The sequence below is a fragment of the Enterobacter cloacae complex sp. S1 genome (assembly GCF_014930525.1).
In the GTDB taxonomy this organism is placed as follows: domain Bacteria; phylum Pseudomonadota; class Gammaproteobacteria; order Enterobacterales; family Enterobacteriaceae; genus Enterobacter; species Enterobacter hormaechei_C.
Genome location: NZ_JADBRE010000001.1, coordinates 107866 through 125569 on the forward strand (window position 1 = coordinate 107866; position 17704 = coordinate 125569).

The 17704-nt window shown below is 56.6% G+C and carries 15 protein-coding genes; 5 read left to right on the forward strand and 10 right to left on the reverse strand.

What is annotated here, in order from left to right; genetic code table 11:
* Positions 1-30: 30 nt before the first annotated feature.
* The 4 genes from carB to IM290_RS00485 all read right to left on the reverse strand — a co-directional run bounded on the left by carB (position 31) and on the right by IM290_RS00485 (position 6838).
* Complete coding sequence (gene carB / locus IM290_RS00470) at positions 31-3255, reverse strand: carbamoyl-phosphate synthase large subunit (RefSeq protein ID WP_193042046.1); 3225 nt, start codon at positions 3253-3255, stop codon at positions 31-33.
* An 18-nt stretch (positions 3256-3273) separates the two neighbouring features.
* Positions 3274-4422, reverse strand: a complete 1149-nt coding sequence (carA, locus tag IM290_RS00475; protein ID WP_023324136.1) for a glutamine-hydrolyzing carbamoyl-phosphate synthase small subunit — start codon at positions 4420-4422, stop codon at positions 3274-3276.
* Between the two features lie 454 nt (positions 4423-4876).
* Complete coding sequence (gene dapB / locus IM290_RS00480; RefSeq protein WP_193042045.1) at positions 4877-5698, reverse strand: 4-hydroxy-tetrahydrodipicolinate reductase; 822 nt, start codon at positions 5696-5698, stop codon at positions 4877-4879.
* 132 nt (positions 5699-5830) lie between these two features.
* On the reverse strand, positions 5831-6838 hold the full coding sequence (locus IM290_RS00485; RefSeq protein WP_015572642.1) for a LacI family DNA-binding transcriptional regulator: 1008 nt from the start codon (positions 6836-6838) through the stop codon (positions 5831-5833).
* A gap of 186 nt (positions 6839-7024) precedes the next feature.
* Here IM290_RS00485 and IM290_RS00490 point away from each other — a divergent pair, with 186 nt between their 5' ends.
* The 5 genes from IM290_RS00490 to IM290_RS00510 are packed head-to-tail and all read left to right on the forward strand — an operon-like array spanning position 7025 to position 11329.
* On the forward strand, positions 7025-8767 hold the full coding sequence (locus IM290_RS00490; RefSeq protein ID WP_063136698.1) for a class I mannose-6-phosphate isomerase: 1743 nt from the start codon (positions 7025-7027) through the stop codon (positions 8765-8767).
* A 2-nt stretch (positions 8768-8769) separates the two neighbouring features.
* Positions 8770-9198 carry a PTS sugar transporter subunit IIA gene (locus tag IM290_RS00495; protein ID WP_193042044.1) on the forward strand — a complete coding sequence of 143 codons (429 nt, stop codon included), beginning with the start codon at positions 8770-8772 and terminating at the stop codon, positions 9196-9198.
* A 10-nt stretch (positions 9199-9208) separates the two neighbouring features.
* Positions 9209-9703, forward strand: coding sequence for a PTS sugar transporter subunit IIB (locus IM290_RS00500; protein ID WP_015572639.1), 495 nt, complete (start codon positions 9209-9211; stop codon positions 9701-9703).
* 10 nt (positions 9704-9713) lie between these two features.
* A complete protein-coding gene (locus IM290_RS00505; RefSeq protein ID WP_193042043.1) occupies positions 9714-10511 on the forward strand; it encodes a PTS sugar transporter subunit IIC in 798 nt (265 codons plus the stop codon).
* The gene (locus tag IM290_RS00510) at positions 10511-11329 is read left to right on the forward strand and encodes a PTS system mannose/fructose/sorbose family transporter subunit IID (protein WP_015572637.1); all 819 of its coding nucleotides are present in this window, start codon (positions 10511-10513) and stop codon (positions 11327-11329) included. The genes IM290_RS00505 and IM290_RS00510 overlap by 1 nt, the downstream gene beginning before the upstream one ends.
* 27 nt (positions 11330-11356) lie before the next feature.
* Here IM290_RS00510 and IM290_RS00515 read toward each other — a convergent pair whose 3' ends face one another.
* The 6 genes from IM290_RS00515 to ileS all read right to left on the reverse strand — a co-directional run bounded on the left by IM290_RS00515 (position 11357) and on the right by ileS (position 17665).
* A complete protein-coding gene (locus IM290_RS00515; RefSeq protein WP_017694538.1) occupies positions 11357-12127 on the reverse strand; it encodes a glucose-6-phosphate isomerase family protein in 771 nt (256 codons plus the stop codon).
* The gene (locus IM290_RS00520) at positions 12120-12674 is read right to left on the reverse strand and encodes a glucose-6-phosphate isomerase family protein (protein ID WP_017383813.1); all 555 of its coding nucleotides are present in this window, start codon (positions 12672-12674) and stop codon (positions 12120-12122) included. The genes IM290_RS00515 and IM290_RS00520 overlap by 8 nt, the downstream gene beginning before the upstream one ends.
* 156 nt (positions 12675-12830) lie before the next feature.
* On the reverse strand, positions 12831-13781 hold the full coding sequence (gene ispH, locus IM290_RS00525; RefSeq protein ID WP_017383814.1) for a 4-hydroxy-3-methylbut-2-enyl diphosphate reductase: 951 nt from the start codon (positions 13779-13781) through the stop codon (positions 12831-12833).
* Position 13782: 1 nt separating this feature from the next.
* Entirely contained in the window at positions 13783-14232 is a 450-nt protein-coding gene (gene fkpB, locus IM290_RS00530) for an FKBP-type peptidyl-prolyl cis-trans isomerase (protein ID WP_003856450.1), read from the reverse strand.
* A 116-nt stretch (positions 14233-14348) separates the two neighbouring features.
* Positions 14349-14849: a signal peptidase II gene (gene lspA / locus IM290_RS00535; RefSeq protein WP_003856452.1), complete on the reverse strand. Its 501-nt coding sequence runs from the start codon at positions 14847-14849 to the stop codon at positions 14349-14351.
* The gene (ileS, locus tag IM290_RS00540) at positions 14849-17665 is read right to left on the reverse strand and encodes an isoleucine--tRNA ligase (RefSeq protein WP_193042042.1); all 2817 of its coding nucleotides are present in this window, start codon (positions 17663-17665) and stop codon (positions 14849-14851) included. Before ileS ends, lspA begins: the two co-directional genes overlap by 1 nt.
* Positions 17666-17704 lie beyond the last annotated feature (39 nt).

Below are 17704 nucleotides of genomic sequence, written 5' to 3' on the forward strand. Positions count from 1 at the left end.
CGGTAACCGGATGGCACCGGGCAATGTGTGTTACTTGCTAATCTGAGCGTGCATTTCCTGTACCGAAATCACCTTCTCGGTGGCATCCGCATTCAGCGCCATGGCCGTCGCGAAACCGCCGTTCAGGGTGGTGTCGTAATGCACTTTGTACTGGAGCGCGCTGCGGCGAATCAGTTTGGAGTCTTCAATCGCCTGGCGACCTGCGGTGGTGTTAATGATGTAGGTGTACTCGCCATTCTTAATGCGGTCCTGAATGTGCGGACGACCTTCATGCACTTTGTTCACCAGACGCGGGTTGATACCCGCTTCACCCAACACAATCGCCGTACCGTGAGTGGCGTCCAGCTCGAAGCCCTGTTTCAGCAGCTTGGCAGCCAGGTCAACCACGCGCTCTTTATCGCCTTCGCGAACGGAGAGCAGCGCACGGCCAGATTTTCTCATGGTGGAGCTACTGCCCAGCTGCGCTTTCGCAAACGCTTCTGCGAAGGTACGGCCAACGCCCATCACTTCCCCGGTAGAGCGCATCTCTGGCCCTAACAGCGGGTCAACGCCCGGGAATTTGTTGAACGGCAGTACCACCTCTTTCACCGAGTAGTAAGGCGGGATAATTTCTTTCGTGACGCCCTGCTGAGCCAGCGTCTGGCCAGCCATCACGCGCGCCGCCACTTTCGCCAGCGGAATACCGGTCGCTTTGGAGACGAACGGTACGGTACGCGCCGCACGCGGGTTGACTTCAATCAGATAGACTTCGTTGTCTTTTACCGCGAACTGAACGTTCATCAGGCCGCGAACCTGAAGCTCGAAGGCCAACTTCTGCACCTGCTGGCGCATCACGTCCTGAATCTCCTGGCTCAGGGTGTACGCTGGCAGAGAACAGGCGGAGTCACCGGAGTGCACGCCCGCCTGCTCGATGTGCTCCATGATGCCGCCAATCAGCACCCTTTCGCCGTCGCAGATGGCATCCACGTCGACTTCAACCGCGTCGTCGAGGAAGCGGTCGAGCAGCACTGGCGCATCGTTGGAAACGCTCACCGCCGTCTGGAAGTAGCGACGCAGGTCCGCTTCGTCGTAGACGATTTCCATCGCGCGGCCGCCCAGTACGTAGGATGGACGCACCACCAGCGGGTAGCCGATCTCTTTCGCTTTCTCAACGGCCATCTCAATGGCGGTCACGGTGGCGTTCGCCGGCTGTTTCAGCTTGAGACGGTCAACCGCCTGCTGGAAACGCTCGCGGTCTTCCGCACGGTCAATCGCATCCGGGCTGGTGCCGATAACCGGCACGCCTGCTGCTTCCAGCGCGCGCGCCAGCTTCAGCGGAGTCTGGCCGCCGTACTGCACGATCACGCCTTTTGGCTTCTCGATGCGCACGATTTCCAGCACGTCTTCCAGGGTAACCGGCTCGAAGTAGAGGCGGTCGGAGGTGTCGTAGTCGGTCGAGACGGTTTCCGGGTTACAGTTGACCATAATGGTCTCGTAACCGTCTTCGCGCAGCGCCAGTGAGGCGTGTACGCAGCAGTAGTCAAACTCGATGCCCTGGCCGATACGGTTTGGACCGCCGCCCAGCACCATAATCTTGTCGCGGTCGACGGACGGGTTCGCTTCGCACTCCTCTTCATAGGTGGAGTACATGTATGCGGTATCGGTCGAGAATTCAGCCGCACAGGTGTCCACGCGCTTGTAGACCGGGTGCAGGTCGTACTGGTCGCGCAGCTTGCGGATTTCCGCTTCACGCACGCCCGCCAGCTTGGCCAGACGCGCATCGGCGAAGCCTTTACGCTTCAGCACGCGCAGGAAGTCTGCGTCCAGTCCGGTGATGCCCAGCTCAGCGACCTGCTCTTCCAGACGCACCAGCTCTTCAATCTGCACCAGGAACCAACGGTCGATGTTAGTCAGGTTAAATACGCCGTCGACGGACAGGCCCGCGCGGAAGGCATCGGCGATGTACCAGATACGCTCTGCGCCCGCGTCTTTCAGCTCGCGGCGGATTTTGGTCAGTGCTTCCGGATCGTCCAGGCTGACTTTCGGGTCAAAGCCGGTCGCGCCCACTTCCAGGCCACGCAGCGCTTTTTGCAGGGATTCCTGCTGCGTGCGGCCAATCGCCATGACTTCACCAACAGATTTCATCTGGGTAGTCAGACGGTCGTTGGCACCGACGAATTTCTCGAAGTTAAAGCGTGGAATTTTGGTCACAACGTAGTCGATGGACGGTTCGAACGAGGCAGGCGTGCGGCCACCGGTGATGTCGTTCATCAGCTCGTCAAGGGTGTAACCCACCGCCAGTTTCGCCGCCACTTTCGCAATCGGGAAGCCGGTGGCTTTGGAGGCCAGTGCGGAGGAACGGGACACGCGCGGGTTCATTTCGATAACAATCAGACGGCCGGTTTTCGGGTTCACCGAGAACTGCACGTTAGAGCCGCCGGTTTCCACGCCGATTTCACGCAGTACCGCCATCGAGGCGTTACGCATGATTTGGTACTCTTTGTCGGTCAGCGTCTGAGCTGGCGCAACGGTGATGGAGTCGCCGGTGTGGATCCCCATCGCGTCGAAGTTTTCGATGGAGCAGACGATGATGCAGTTGTCATTTTTATCACGCACCACTTCCATCTCGTACTCTTTCCAGCCAATCAGCGATTCATCAATCAGCAGCTCTTTGGTTGGGGAGAGATCCAGGCCGCGCTCGCAAATTTCTTCAAACTCTTCGCGGTTGTAGGCAATGCCGCCGCCGGTGCCACCCATGGTGAAGGAAGGACGGATGATGCACGGATAACCCACTTCGGCCGCAACGGCCAGCGCTTCTTCCATATTATGCGCGATACCGGAACGTGCGGTATCAAGGCCAATTTTTTTCATTGCCACGTCGAAGCGACGACGGTCTTCTGCTTTATCAATCGCGTCGGCGGTCGCACCGATCATGGTCACGCCGAACTCTTCCAGCACGCCCTGACGCTCCAGCTCCAGCGCACAGTTCAGCGCCGTCTGGCCGCCCATGGTCGGCAGCACCGCGTCCGGACGCTCTTTCTCGATAATTTTACGTACCACTTCCCAGTGAATCGGCTCGATGTAGGTCGCATCCGCCATTTCCGGGTCGGTCATGATGGTGGCCGGGTTAGAGTTCACCAGGATAACGCGGTAACCCTCTTCACGCAGGGCTTTACACGCCTGCGCGCCGGAGTAGTCGAATTCGCAGGCCTGGCCGATGACAATCGGGCCAGCGCCAAGGATCAGGATGCTTTTTATGTCTGTACGTTTTGGCATGGTCTTCTCAGCTCCTGATTATTTAGCGGTCTTACGGTATTGCTCGATAAGTTCGATGAAGTGATCGAACAGCGGCGCGGCATCGTGTGGGCCCGGGCTGGCTTCAGGGTGGCCCTGGAAGCTGAACGCAGGCTTATCGGTGCGATGGATACCCTGCAAGGTACCATCGAACAGTGACTTATGCGTCACGCGCAGGTTAGCCGGCATCGTCGCTTCATCCACAGCGAAGCCGTGGTTCTGCGCGGTGATCATCACCGTGTTGTTGTCGATATCTTTCACCGGGTGGTTACCACCGTGGTGGCCAAACTTCATCTTGACGGTGTTCGCTCCGCTCGCCAGCGCCAGCAGCTGATGGCCGAGGCAGATGCCGAATACCGGAATGTCGGTTTCAAGGAAGGACTTGATGGCGGCGATAGCGTAGTCGCACGGCGCCGGGTCGCCAGGACCGTTAGAGAGGAAGATGCCGTCCGGGTTCATCTTCAGAACATCTTCCGCAGACGTTTGTGCCGGGACGACCGTCAGGCGGCAGCCACGGTCAACCAGCATACGCAGGATGTTGCGCTTGGCGCCAAAATCATAGGCCACCACATGGAACGGCAGCTCGCTTTCCGGTTTCGCTTCCGGCAGGTCGCCTTCCAGCGTCCAGCTTCCCTGCGTCCAGCTGTAGGCTTCAGCGGTGGTCACTTCTTTCGCCAGGTCCATACCGTTCAGTCCCGGGAAGGCTTTCGCTTTTTCCAGCGCCAGCGTCGCATCGAGGTTATCCCCTGCGATGATACAACCGTTTTGTGCACCCTTCTCGCGCAGCAGACGCGTCAGCTTACGGGTATCGATATCGGCAATCGCCACAATGTTGTGGCGCTTCAGGTAAGAAGAGAGGTCTTCGGTGTTGCGGAAGTTGCTGGCAATCAGCGGCAGGTCGCGAATGACCAGGCCTTGCGCATGTACCTGAGAGGATTCTTCGTCAGCCGCATTGGTGCCGACATTGCCGATATGAGGATAAGTAAGAGTAACGATTTGGCGAGAATAGGAAGGATCAGTGAGGATTTCTTGATAACCGGTCATTGAAGTATTGAAAACGACTTCCCCAACCGCCGAACCCGTTGCCCCTATGGCCCGACCGATAAACTGGGTTCCGTCTTCCAGAACCAATAGCGCTGACTTAATCAAAACACCCTCCAGAGAATATTCACTCACTTTATTTGCATATTAATTCATAACCATGTCATGGATCAATGCAAATGTGTTGCCAGCGGATTTTTGGCAAACGGCGGCATTCTGGGGATTTGCCATGTAAAAGTCAACTTAAAACGGGAGTTTTGTATATTCTTTTGCAAGCCTGGAGGCCTGAACTCAGATTAAGCGGCAAAAAGATCAACTAAATCACTGTGGAAACCGCTTGCGTATGCAGTTTAATAGAAAGGAACGTCTTGCAGGAATAAAAAGTGGACCAAATGGTCAAAATTTACAGTCCAGCAACAGAAATTATCGAGAAAACGCTTACTTTAAACCAGTTAGACACAATAAATACCCCAAACGGACAAAATAAAAGGGCAATAAAATATTGCCCTATGCAATCAATTAATTACGACTGCAATAACCACATCACGATGGGTAATAATGCTTACAAATTGTTGAGTTCGAGGACATCTCGCATATCAAAAAGACCATTACGCTTACCTTTCAGCCACAATGCCGAACGTACCGCCCCGTTTGCAAATGTCATACGGCTGGATGCTTTATGGGTGATTTCGACCCTTTCGCCAATATCGGCGAACATAGCGGTATGTTCACCGACGATATCACCCGCGCGAACGGTGGCAAACCCAATGGTGCCAGGCACGCGCTCGCCAGTGTGGCCTTCGCGAGAATAGACCGCGATGTCTTTCAAATCTTTATCCATTGCATAAGCAATCGCTTCGCCCATCGCCAGCGCCGTGCCTGACGGAGCATCGACTTTGTGGCGATGGTGCGCTTCGACGATTTCAATGTCGGTGTAGTCGCCCATCACCTTCGCCGCCTTCTCCAGCAGTTTCAGCATGACGTTTACCCCCACGCTAAAGTTTGCCGCAAAGACAATCGCAATCTCGGTGGACGCATCCTGAATGGCTTGCTTACCGACCTCGTCAAAACCGGTGGTGCCAATCACCATCCCTTTACCGTGCTGACGGCAAAACGCCAGGTGAGCCAACGTGCCTTCAGGGCGGGTAAAATCGATAAACACGTCAAAGTCTTCTTTCACCGCCTCAAGGCTGCTCTGCACGGTAACGCCCGTCTGACCTGCGCCTGCCAGCTCGCCTGCATCGGCTCCCAAAAGCGATGAACCTTCACGCTCCAGCGCCGCGCCAAGCGCCACGCCATCCATCTGTAGTGCCGCCTGAATCAGCTGACGGCCCATACGTCCACCCGCGCCCGCAATGGCGACGCGGATCTGTGCATCATGCATAGTTATTCTCTTACGTTAAAATGATGTAAATCGTTTTCAGATTAACCAGCCTTTGCACAGGCTGCCACAGAAAACGCCGATAATTAGAATTTAATGATAAACAGGGTGAGATATCAGTGAAAGACATGATCGTCAGCGAAAACCACATGATTCCCGCACCACCAGCGCAGGCGGCAGAATGATTCGTTTGGCGGGTTCGTCGTTGCCCTGTATGCGGCTGTAAAGTAACTCCCCTGCCTTACGACCAATCTCTTTCGCCGCCACCGATACGGTGGTCAATGCGGGCTGCACCAGAGCCGCTTCGGTAATATCATCGAAACCGACCAGCGCAAAATCACGTCCCGGCTCACGGCCCATCTTGCGTAAGCTTTGCATCACCCCCAGCGCCACAACATCCTGATAGCAAATCGCCGCACTGATGTGTGGATGCTCGAGAAGTAACGCCTCTGCCACGCGCGCGCCGTCGCTTTGGCTGGCGTGAGAGGTTCTGATCCAGGCAGGATTCGGCGTCACGCCGTACTCCAGCAGCTTGCTGGTAAAGCCCCCGATACGCTGCGCCCGAGAGCCCGAATTCTGGCTCCCTCCAATGAACGCAATGTGCCGATGGCCCATTCTGAGCAGATGCTCCGTCGCCATCTGCGTGCCTAAGAAGTTATCCGTTCCGACAAAATCAAAATCCGGATCGTTCAGCGGGCGCACAACCATGATAGCCGGAATATTGCGCCGCTTCAGACCCTCAAAAAAGGCCTGGGGCGTTTCCCGAGCCGCACACAGCACCATACCGCCGACGTTATTACGCATCAGTGAATCAACAAATTTTTGCTGTCGCTCTGCCGATTCCTCGCTATTCGCCAGAAAAAGCATCAGCTCGTGGCGCTCCATTTCATGACTTAACCCTGCCGTCATCTCGCTGTAAAAAGGGTTGGTGATATCGTGCAAGAGCAGCCCGACCTGGTTACTGCTGCGGTTACGTAAATTGGCTGCCGTCTGGTTATAGACATAGCCGGATTCATCCAGCGCCTTAAGCACACGTTCACGCGTGCTTTGCGAAATGCGGCCTTTGTTGCAGAGCACCATCGAGACCGTCGCCGTTGACACGCCGGCGCGTTTCGCGACATCGGCCAGTGTAATTCCCGTCATGTTGTCTCCTTCATCATCACTACAGGTTAATCGAATAACCTTTTTTTGCATTTTTCCCTGTGAGACTCTTCACATTACCGCTGTTGTTCTGGATTCGATTCGTATTTATGGCGGGTTAATCGCGTTAACCACTCTTCTCAAATACGGTTAATCGAATAACCTTAAATAACGATTACGGAGGATACAATGACAACCTACGACAAATTCCCCACGGTGGCGATACAGGGTTTTGATGACAGCGCCTGGCAAGGCTGGGAAGCAATAACCCGCGTTCTTGAGTCACAAACCCAACAGCGCAGCCGCACGGTGCTGGTGATTGACTGCTATCCGGGCGTGCGCATGACCGAGCTTGAAGAGAACGTGCTGCCGCGTCTACGCCCGACGCTGGCGATCAATGCTGAACAGGCGCGACGGGATGAGTGTGCCATTCATGAGATGCTGGCGCGCAACCTCACAGACGATCGCGTCTTTGGCGTTCTCTCCTGCCACCAGCTTGGAGAGTTTTTCGATCCCGCGCGTCTGGAGGCGTTGCAGGTTCAGGTGAACCAGTGTTCCGGGGGGCTGATTGTGATCTACGGACCCGGTGCGACGCTTGTCCATCCGGGTGATGTGCTGGTGTATGCCGATCTGCCGCGCTGGGAGATCCAGCAGCGTATGCGCCGGGGTGAGACTGGGAACTGGGGCGCAGATAATCAGCAGGAAGATATGCTTCGTCGCTACAAGCGCGCCTTTTTTGTCGAATGGCGCGTCTTCGATCGCCACAAAACGCCGCTGCTCAGGCGCACCGATTTTTTACTGGATACAACCCAGACGAACCAGCCCGCGATGGTCAGCGGCGAGGCCCTGCGAGCCGGGCTGAAGCAAACTACCACCCAGCCTTTCCGCGTGGCACCCTTTTTCGATCCTGGCGTCTGGGGCGGCCAGTGGATGAAACAGCAATTCGATCTCGATCCCTCTGCACCCAATTACGCGTGGTGTTTTGACTGCGTGCCCGAGGAGAACAGCCTGTTACTGCGTTTTGGCGCAGTGCGGATCGAGATCCCCTCTCAGGATCTGGTTTTGCTTGAGCCCCGTGCTCTGCTGGGCGAGAAAGTTCACGCACGTTTCGGCGCGGAATTCCCGATCCGTTTTGACTTCCTCGACACCATGGGTGGCCAGAATCTGAGCTTCCAGGTCCACCCCATTACCGAGTACATCCAGCAGCAGTTTGGGATGCACTATACCCAGGATGAGAGTTATTACATTCTGGAAGCGGAGCCGGGTGCCGTCGTCTATCTGGGGACCAAAACCGGCACAGACCCTGAGGCCATGATGGACGATCTCAGGCGCGCGGGTCGCGGTGAAAAACCGTTTGATGACGACCGCTTCGTTAATCAGATCCCGGCAAAAAAGCACGACCATTTCCTGATCCCGGCTGGGACGGTGCACTGCTCCGGCGCGGGAACCATGGTGCTGGAGATCAGCGCTACGCCGTATATTTTCACCTTCAAACTGTGGGACTGGGGCCGCCTGGGCCTGGACGGGCTGCCGCGCCCGGTACACCTGGAGCACGGTGAAAAGGTGATCGACTGGCAGCGCGACACGCGGTGGGTACATCAGCATCTGGTGAATCAGTTCGAACCTGTCGCGGAAGGAAACGGCTGGCGTGAAGAGCGTACTGGCCTGCACGAGCGTGAATTTATCGAAACCCGCCGCCACTGGTTTAGCGAACCCGTTGTGCACCACACCGGCGGCGGCGTGAACGTGCTGAATCTGGTAGAGGGCGACGAAGCAATTGTCGACAGCCCAACCGGTGCATTTGAGCCGTTTACCGTCCATTACGCCGAAACTTTCATCATTCCGGCAAGCGTAGGTGATTATCGCATTTCACCGTCAGCCCGTGCTTCCGGACACCCCCTCGCGACGATCAAAGCCTGGGTAAGGAGCTAACGATGATTCATTTTATTGTCGCCACTCATGGGCCGTTAGCCGCCGCGCTGCTGGAGAGCGGCCGGATGGTATACGGCGAGCTCCCCGGCGTACACACCGTTTGTCTGACCGAACAGGCGGGAATAGAAGGCTTCCGGCAGGATTTCATCGCCACGCTGGAAGCGGCAAGCGCCAACGCTGACGGCGTGCTGGTGCTGTGCGACATGCAAAGCGGCACGCCGTGGAACGTGGCCTGTGAGGCCGCGTTTAACCCACATACGCAGCCGCCGGTCGCCGTGGTGGCTGGAGTCAACTTCCCGATGCTGCTGCAAACCGATGAGGTGATGATGGCTCGCGATGTTCATCAGGCTGCCGGGCAGCTTATCGAAATTACTCTGCCGACGCTGGTACAGGCGAAACCGGCAGATACTGCACAGACAGACGATTTTTAAGGAGCCGCATATGAGTATTTCTTTTGTACGCATTGACGATCGCGTGATCCACGGGCAGCTCATTACACGCTGGGCCAGGGAGCTGCCCTGCGACGGCATCGTTGCCATTGACGATGCCGTTGCGGCCGATCCGCTGTTATCGTCGGTCATGAAAGGAGCCGTATCAGATACTAAAGTGTGGCTGTTCGATACGGCAACCGCGATCGAAAAACTGCCAAAAGTGATTGCCAGCGAAAAGCGCTATTTCGTGATTGGCAAATCTCCACTCACGCTACAGCGCATTGAGCAGGCGGGCATTAGCCTGAAAAACAGCAACGGAAAAATTAACGTCGGCCCGATGAGCGCCCGGGCTAACACGATCACCATCGGCCCGAATCAATCGGTAACCCAGGATGAAGCGGCGGCGTTCGAGTGGCTGACCGGGCAGGGACACGCGATTGAATTCCGCCTGGTTCCTGATGCCAGTTTTTATACCTGGCAGGATGCCAGACAAAAGCTGAAATAAGGAGCAGATCATGATTATCGAAGCGGCTTTAATTGGCCTGCTGTGTTATCTGGGCGCACTCAGTAGTCCGTGGCTTTTAGGGTTGACGGGCGGCTGGTATCTCATCTCCCGACCGCTCATTTCCGGGATGCTGGTTGGCCTGATCCTGGGCGATATCAAAACCGGGATTATGATTGGCGTAGCGGTGCAGGCGGTGTATATCGCAATGGTGACACCCGGCGGCTCGATGCCAGCAGATTTAAACTTTGTGGCTTATCCGGCCATTGCGCTGGGAATACTTTCCGGCAAAGGACCTGAGGTTGCCGTCGCGCTGGCGGCGACTATTGGGATCGCCGGAACCATTCTCTTCAATGCGATGATGGTGCTGAACTCCTTCTGGAACCATCGTGCGGATGTGGCGCTGGAGAACGGCGACGAGCGCGGGATCTACCTTAACAGCGCCATCTGGCCGCAGGCGATGAACTTTGTGCTGCGCTTTGTGCCTACCTTTATCGCCGTCTTTTTTGGCGCACAGTACATTAGCGGGTTTATGGACAGCCTGCCGCATATCGTCCTCTCCACCATGAACGTGCTGGGCGGCATCTTGCCCGCCGTCGGTATTGCCATCCTGCTTAAGCAGATCATCAAAAGCTATACCATGCTCATCTACTTTCTGGTGGGCTTCGTTTGCATCGTTTTCCTGAATCTCAATATGGTCGCGCTGGTGATCGTGGGCGCCCTGCTGGCACTGATTCATTACAACTATAAACCCGAGGCACCGCAGGCCGTGGCTTCAGCACCTGTCCCTGACGACGAGGATGAATTCTGATGGAAGAACGTAAACTCACCCGCAAGGATCTGCGCCGCTGCTGGCGAGCGTGGATGATGCACAACCTCTCCTCAATGAGCTTTGAACGCCTTGAATCCTTCGGCTTTTGCCTGAGCATGCTGCCGGTCGCAAAAAAGCTCTATCCCGACCCGGTACAACGTACCGAGATGCTGCGCCGTCACGCGTCGTTCTACAACACGGAGCCACAGATTGGCGCGATCGTTAACGGTATGGCGCTGGGGCTGGAGGAGAAAAAAGCCAACGGCGAGCCGATTGACGGTGAAACCATAAATACCCTGAAGGTAGGCCTGATGGGGCCAATTGCCGGGATCGGCGATTCGATGATCCCGGGCATGCTGATCCCGATCCTGCTTAGCATTGGGATGGCGCTGGCGGCAGGCGGAAATATCCTCGGTCCACTGTTTTATACCGTTGCCTGGCTGGCCATCATTATCCCTGGCTCCTGGTTCCTGTTTCTGAAAGGCTACCAGATGGGATCAGGCTCCGTGGAGATGCTGGTCAGCAGCAAATCTACCCGGCTACGGGAAGCGCTCTCGCTACTGGGCGTATTTGTCATGGGCGGCGTGGCGGCCAGCTACGTGAAGCTCGGCACCGGGCTGGAGTTCATCACCCGGGACGGGGTTAACATTCACGTTCAGCAGATGCTGGACGGTATTTTCCCGCAGCTGCTTCCGCTGGCGGTGGTGCTGGGGACCTGGTATCTGATGGCAAAACGCGGCGTGTCGCCGGTAAAAGCCATGATATTGCTGCTTATACTGGCAGCGCTTGGCGTGGCGTCCGGTTTGTTTGCAGGATAAGAAAACCGGGGCAATGCCCCGGCTTCTTTATGGATGGAAGTTATTCCACAGTTCTGCGACTTTATCCGGACGCGAAATAAACTGGAACCGTGCGGGGTCATCAATAAACTGCTGATAAACAGGCGCATCAGTAATGCCAAATTCCGGATAACTTCTCGGCGTAATCATCTGCAAGCGCCCTGGTCTGTAGTGACTGTTATGCTGCCAGACAATATGATTACCCTGAACTAAGGGATACCAGGCCAGACCTTTTCGCGCACGAACGGCCTCATACTCAAAGCCATATTCCCGATCGCACCACGCACCAAACGTCAGCGGCTCATTGGGCGAGGCCGAAATCGTCGCATGGCCCCATCCGGGAGGGACCAGTACCTTTTCACCCGGCCCCGCGAGTACCGCAAAACAACGTCCCGGATCGTCGTCCACATACTCCTGCATGTAGATAATCGCTTTACCCTGCCAGATTTCGTACAGCTCAGGGGGCGACCATCCGCTGTGCTGGCTAATACGGTGAACATGTCCCTGGCTGCGGACCGGCTCATCGCCAAGCGTGCCTGCCGCGTAGGTGACCACACCAAAAAGCAGCATGCGTTTTTCGAGCTCCGGCCTGTCCGCCAGACGCGCCACGTCCATCGCGATGGCATATACCTGTTCAGGCCCTTCGCAGTCCGGATTGCGCAGCGACGGGCGGATCTGATCCAGCGTTCTGATCTCCGGCATCGGCCCGGTAACATCCTCTCCGTAGCAAAAACCGAGCGGCTGACGGTTGATGGTCATATCAAGGCCATAGTTAGCCATGGCGCACCTCGTAACCTTCCCCGGAGGCAAAGATCCGCAGGGTGAAGCCCTCTGCCAGCGCCGCATAGTCGTGTCCCGCAATGCTCGGCCAGACGGCAAGGGAGGATAGCGTCTCGTTGCCAGTGTTAATCAAACGATGCGCTGTAAAAGGAGGAATAATATGCACGGAGCCAGCCGTCACCTGCTCAAGCCGCGCGTCGCCCGCCTCCGTTTGCAGCAGCAACAAGCCACATCCGCGCAGGCCAAAATAGACCTCGCCCTGTTCGCGGCGCTGATGAAAATGACCGCGAGTCATAAAGAACTCATCGCCCACGTTACCCGCACGCAGGTGAGTTACCCCAACGAAGAGTGCCCCTTCCCCTACGGGCGAGCCCAGTACGTCTACGTCATACACACTTTTTTGAGGATTGCCGCACTTCCACGCCTCGCCGTCTGCGAAGATCCCAGGAAGATCCGCAAGACGAGTCGTTTTGCGGATAAGCGGCCCGCCGGCTAGCGCGCCGGTAGCCCACGTCAACTGAGGTGGCAAAAAGATGTCTGAATTCATATCGCTCTCCGGCCCGAGGAGAACAGCAATATCATGATGGCAGATTAAACGATTAACCTAGTGATAAAAGCGTCAATATTGATGGTGAATCACAGTTAACCAGAAACAAAAATGCCGGAGGCTTTCGCCACCGGCATTTTGAAGATTGAGAGGACATTATTCCACTTCGCGGGCGTCGATTCGCAGCTCTTTCGGCACTTCGAAGACAATGTTCTCTTCACGGCCTTCCAGCGGCACCGCTTCGCCACCGCCCAGCTCTTGCAGGCGGGCAATGACGTTTTGCACCAGGATATCCGGCGCTGAAGCGCCTGCGGTAACACCGACGCAGGCCGCGTTTTTCACCCACGCTTCCTGAATGTCCGTTGCGTCGTCGATCAGAAAAGCTGCTTTCCCCATACGCTGCGCCAGTTCGGCCAGACGGTTGGAGTTAGAGGAGTTTTTCGAGCCGACCACCAGCACCACATCCGCCTGTTCAGCCAGCGCGCGTACGGCTTCCTGACGGTTGGTGGTTGCATAGCAGATATCATCTTTGCGCGGCCCGACGATTTTCGGGAAGCGCTGGCGCAGGGCGTCAATCACGTCTGAGGTGTCGTCTACGGAAAGCGTCGTCTGGGTCATAAACGACAGACGGGCTTCGTTTTTCACATCCAGCGTAAAGACGTCTTCCGGCGATTCGACCAGGTACATGCCCCCTTCCGGGTTGCTGTACTGGCCCATGGTGCCTTCAACTTCCGGGTGACCGGCGTGACCAATCAGAATTGACTCTTCACCACGACGGCTGGCGCGCGCCACTTCCATATGCACTTTTGTCACTAACGGACAGGTGGCATCGAATACGGTCAGATCGCGGCTTTTCGCCTCGTTGCGTACCGCCTGAGAGACGCCGTGCGCGGAGAAGATGAGGATTGCGCCGTCCGGCACTTCGCTGATCTGCTCGATAAAAATCGCACCGCGCTCGCGCAGGCTGTCGACCACGTAGCGGTTGTGCACCACTTCGTGACGCACGTAAATCGGCGCGCCGTAAATCTCCAGCGCGTTTTCAACAATGCTGATAGCGCGGTCTACACCGGCGCAGAAACCGCGCGGGTTAGCCAACAGGATCTGCATTTCAGGCCTCCAGTGCCGGATCGATCTCCAGCACTTCTACATCAAAATGAACGGTACGCCCGGCAAGCGGATGGTTGAAATCAACGGTAATGGAGTCCCCGTTGATTTCGCGGATCACGCCAGGCATTTCGCTGCCGTCCATAGCGGTAAAGAGCATAATCGCCCCGATTTCTGGTTCACCCGCGTCCATGAACTCACGACGCGAGAAATACTGGATCAGGTCCGGGCTTGGCACACCGAATGCCGCATCCGGCTCCAGCGAAAACGCTTTTTTCTCGCCCTCTTTCAGACCCAGAAGCTGCTGCTCAAGGCCTTCAGACAGGGAGGTGTCACCCAGACGAAACAGCGCCGGTTTGCCATTGTTGCGGGTGGATTCGGCCGTGGAGCCGTCATCCAGCTTCAGCGTGAAGTGAACGAGAACCGCGCTGTTGCTCTGTACGGATTTAGACATGCAAATTGCTCGCTTGTTTTGGGTCACCTGTTGCCCGGTGGCGCTACGCTTACCGGGCCTACGGGGGCCACAAATTCTGTAGGCCGGGATCGCTACGCGTCACCCGGCTGGTTTTGTTACGCCTGCTCTTTCGCGGCCGGTTTAGGCAAGAAGCCTTCCAGCACGATTAACGCCGCACCAACGCATATTGCGCTATCGGCGAGGTTAAAGGTCGCGAAGTGCCAGTCGCCGACGTAGAAATCGATCATATCGACCACAAAGCCGTGCCACAGGCGGTCAAACAGGTTACCCAGCGCGCCGCCAATGATCAGCGCGTAGGCGATGTTATTCAGCTTTTGCGTGGCCTTTGAGCGGTACATCAGCACCGCCAGCACGACGCAGATACCGATAGCGATACCCGCGAAGAACCAGCGCTGCCAGCCACCGCTGTCGGCAAGGAAACTAAACGCCGCACCATAGTTGCGGGCATAGTGCAGGTTAAGCGACGGAAACAGCGGGACCGTATCCCCCAGAGCGAAATTCTGGAGGATCAGGAACTTGCTGCCCAAATCAATAATCAGCACCACCACCACCAGCCACAGCCAGCGCAGTCCTGTTGAACAGAGAGTTTTACTCATCAGGCAAACTTACGTTTTTCGCCGTCACCGGCGACGTTGCTTACACAGCGTCCGCAGATGTCTGCGTGTTCCGCCACCTGACCGACATCAGTGGTGTAATGCCAGCAACGCGGGCATTTTTCACCGTCGGCTTTGCTCAGTGCGACCTTCAGTCCTTTGAGCAGTTCACTCTGCTGAGCATCAGCAGTAGCTTCGGCATAATCCGCAACTTTCGCACCGGAGGTCAACAGGACAAATCGTAATTCATCGCCCAGCGCGGTCAGTTTGGCCGCCAGCTCCGGTTCGGCGTACAGGGTCACGATCGCTTCCAGCGAACCACCGACTTTCTTGTCAGCGCGCGCCTGCTCGATAACCTTATTCACTTCGCCACGCACTTTCAGCAGCTCGTCCCAGTAGGCATCGTTCATTGCTTCAGTGCTGGAGAGGTCGAACAGACCTTCGTACCACTCGCCGGTGAAGACATACTTCTCGCGTTCGCCCGGCAGGTAACCCCAGATTTCATCCGCGGTGAAGGACATGATCGGCGCCATCCAGCGTACCAGCGCCTCTGCGATGTGGAACAGCGCAGTCTGGCAGCTACGACGCGCCACGCTGTCCGCTTTCGCGGTGTACTGGCGGTCTTTGATGATGTCGAGGTAGAACGAGCCCATCTCGATGGAGCAGAAGCGCATCAGGCGCTGCACCACTTCGTGGAAGTCGTAAGACTCATAGGCTTTAAGAATATCTTCCTGCGCCGCTTTCGCGCAGCCTACCGCCCAGCGATCGAGCACAACCATCTCTTCCGGCTTCACCATGTCTTTCACCGGATCGAACCCGTTCAGGTTCGCCAGCAGGAAGCGCGCGGTGTTACGAATACGACGATAGCTGTCAGCAGCACGTTTCAGGATCTCATCAGAGACCGCCATTTCGCCGGTGTAGTCGGTAGAGGCCACCCACAGACGCAGAATGTCCGCGCCCAGTTTGTTCATCACGTCCTGCGGAGAAACGGTGTTACCGATAGATTTGGACATCTTACGGCCCTGACCATCCACGGTGAAGCCGTGGGTCAATACCTGGCGGTAAGGTGCTTTACCCTTCATGGCGGTGGAGATCATCAGCGATGACATGAACCAGCCGCGGTGTTGGTCAGACCCTTCCAGATACATATCGGCAGCGTGACCAGCAAACTCCGGACGCACGTCAACCACGGAGGAGTGGGTAGACCCGGAGTCGAACCACACGTCCAGGGTATCCGGCACTTTCTCGTAGCTGTCTGCGTCAGCGCCCAGGATGTCGCGGGCGTCGAGATCCCACCACGCCTGAATGCCGTCAACTTCGACGCGCTTCGCCACTTCTTCCATAAGTTCCAGCGTGTTCGGGTGCAGCTCCTGCGTCTCTTTATGTACGAACAGAGACATCGGCACGCCCCAGGTGCGCTGACGGGAGATACACCAGTCAGGACGGTTAGCCACCATGGATTCGATTCGCGCCTGGCCCCAGTCAGGGATCCACTGCACGCCTTTGATCTCTTTCAGAGACTGCGCGCGCAGGCCTTTCTGGTCCATGCTGATAAACCACTGCGGGGTTGCACGGAAGATGATCGGGGTCTTGTGACGCCAGCAGCACGGATAGCTGTGCTGCATTTTCTCAACGTGCAGCAGCGCGCCGCTGGTGCGCAGCATGTCAACGATGATGTCGTTAGCTTTAAAGACGTTGATGCCGTCCAGCGCCGGGTACGTGCCTGGCAGGTAAGAGCCGTCCGGACCAACCGGGTTAGCGATTTCCAGACCATATTTCAGGCTGATGTTGTAGTCGTCAGGACCGTGGCCACCGGCGGTATGCACCGCACCGGTACCCGCGTCCAGCGTGACGTGGTCGCCCAGGATCGCCGGAACGTCGAAGTCCAGGAACGGGTGTTTGAAGCGCATCAGTTCCAGCGCGTCACCTTTTACGGTGCCCAGCACGGTGTAATCGGTGATGTTCGCGCGTTTCAGCACGCTTTCGACCAGGTCTTTCGCCAGGATAACCGCACGGCCATCAATCTGCACCAGCGCATACTCAAACTCGCCAGAGAGGGAGATCGCGCGGTTAGCAGGCAGCGTCCACGGGGTGGTGGTCCAGATCACCAGAGAGATCGGGCCGCTTACGCCAGGCAGACCAAATTTAGCTTTGATCGCATCCTGATCGACCGCTTCGAAGGCCACGTCGATAGAAGGCGAGGTTTTGTCGTAATACTCCACTTCCGCTTCTGCCAGCGCAGAGCGGCAGTCGACGCACCAGTGCACCGGCTTCGCGCCTTTGTGCAGGTGACCGTTGCCGATGATTTTACCCAGCGCACGGATGATGTTGGCTTCGGTTTTGAAGTCCATGGTCAGGTACGGGTGCGACCAGTCGCCCAATACGCCCAGACGGATGAAGTCAGCGCGCTGACCGTCAACCTGCGTAGCGGCGTATTCGCGGCACTTCGCACGGAACTCGGCGGCGGTGAACTTCTCACCCGGCTTACCGTATTCTTGCTCAACTTTCAGCTCGATTGGCAGACCATGGCAGTCCCAGCCCGGAACGTAAGGCGAGTCATATCCCGTGAGGCCTTTGGACTTCACGATAATGTCTTTCAGAATCTTGTTAACCGAGTGACCAATATGAATGCTGCCATTCGCATATGGAGGGCCATCATGCAGAATGAAGGTTTTTTTGCCTTTTTTGGCTGCACGAATGATGCCGTACAGGTCATCATCGGTCCAACGCGCCAGCATTCCCGGTTCGCGCTTGGCGAGATCGCCGCGCATCGGGAACCCTGTTTCCGGCAAATTCAGGGTTGATTTATAGTCACTCATCAGATTCTCGGTTCCGTATTTATCACGTAGGCATTTAAG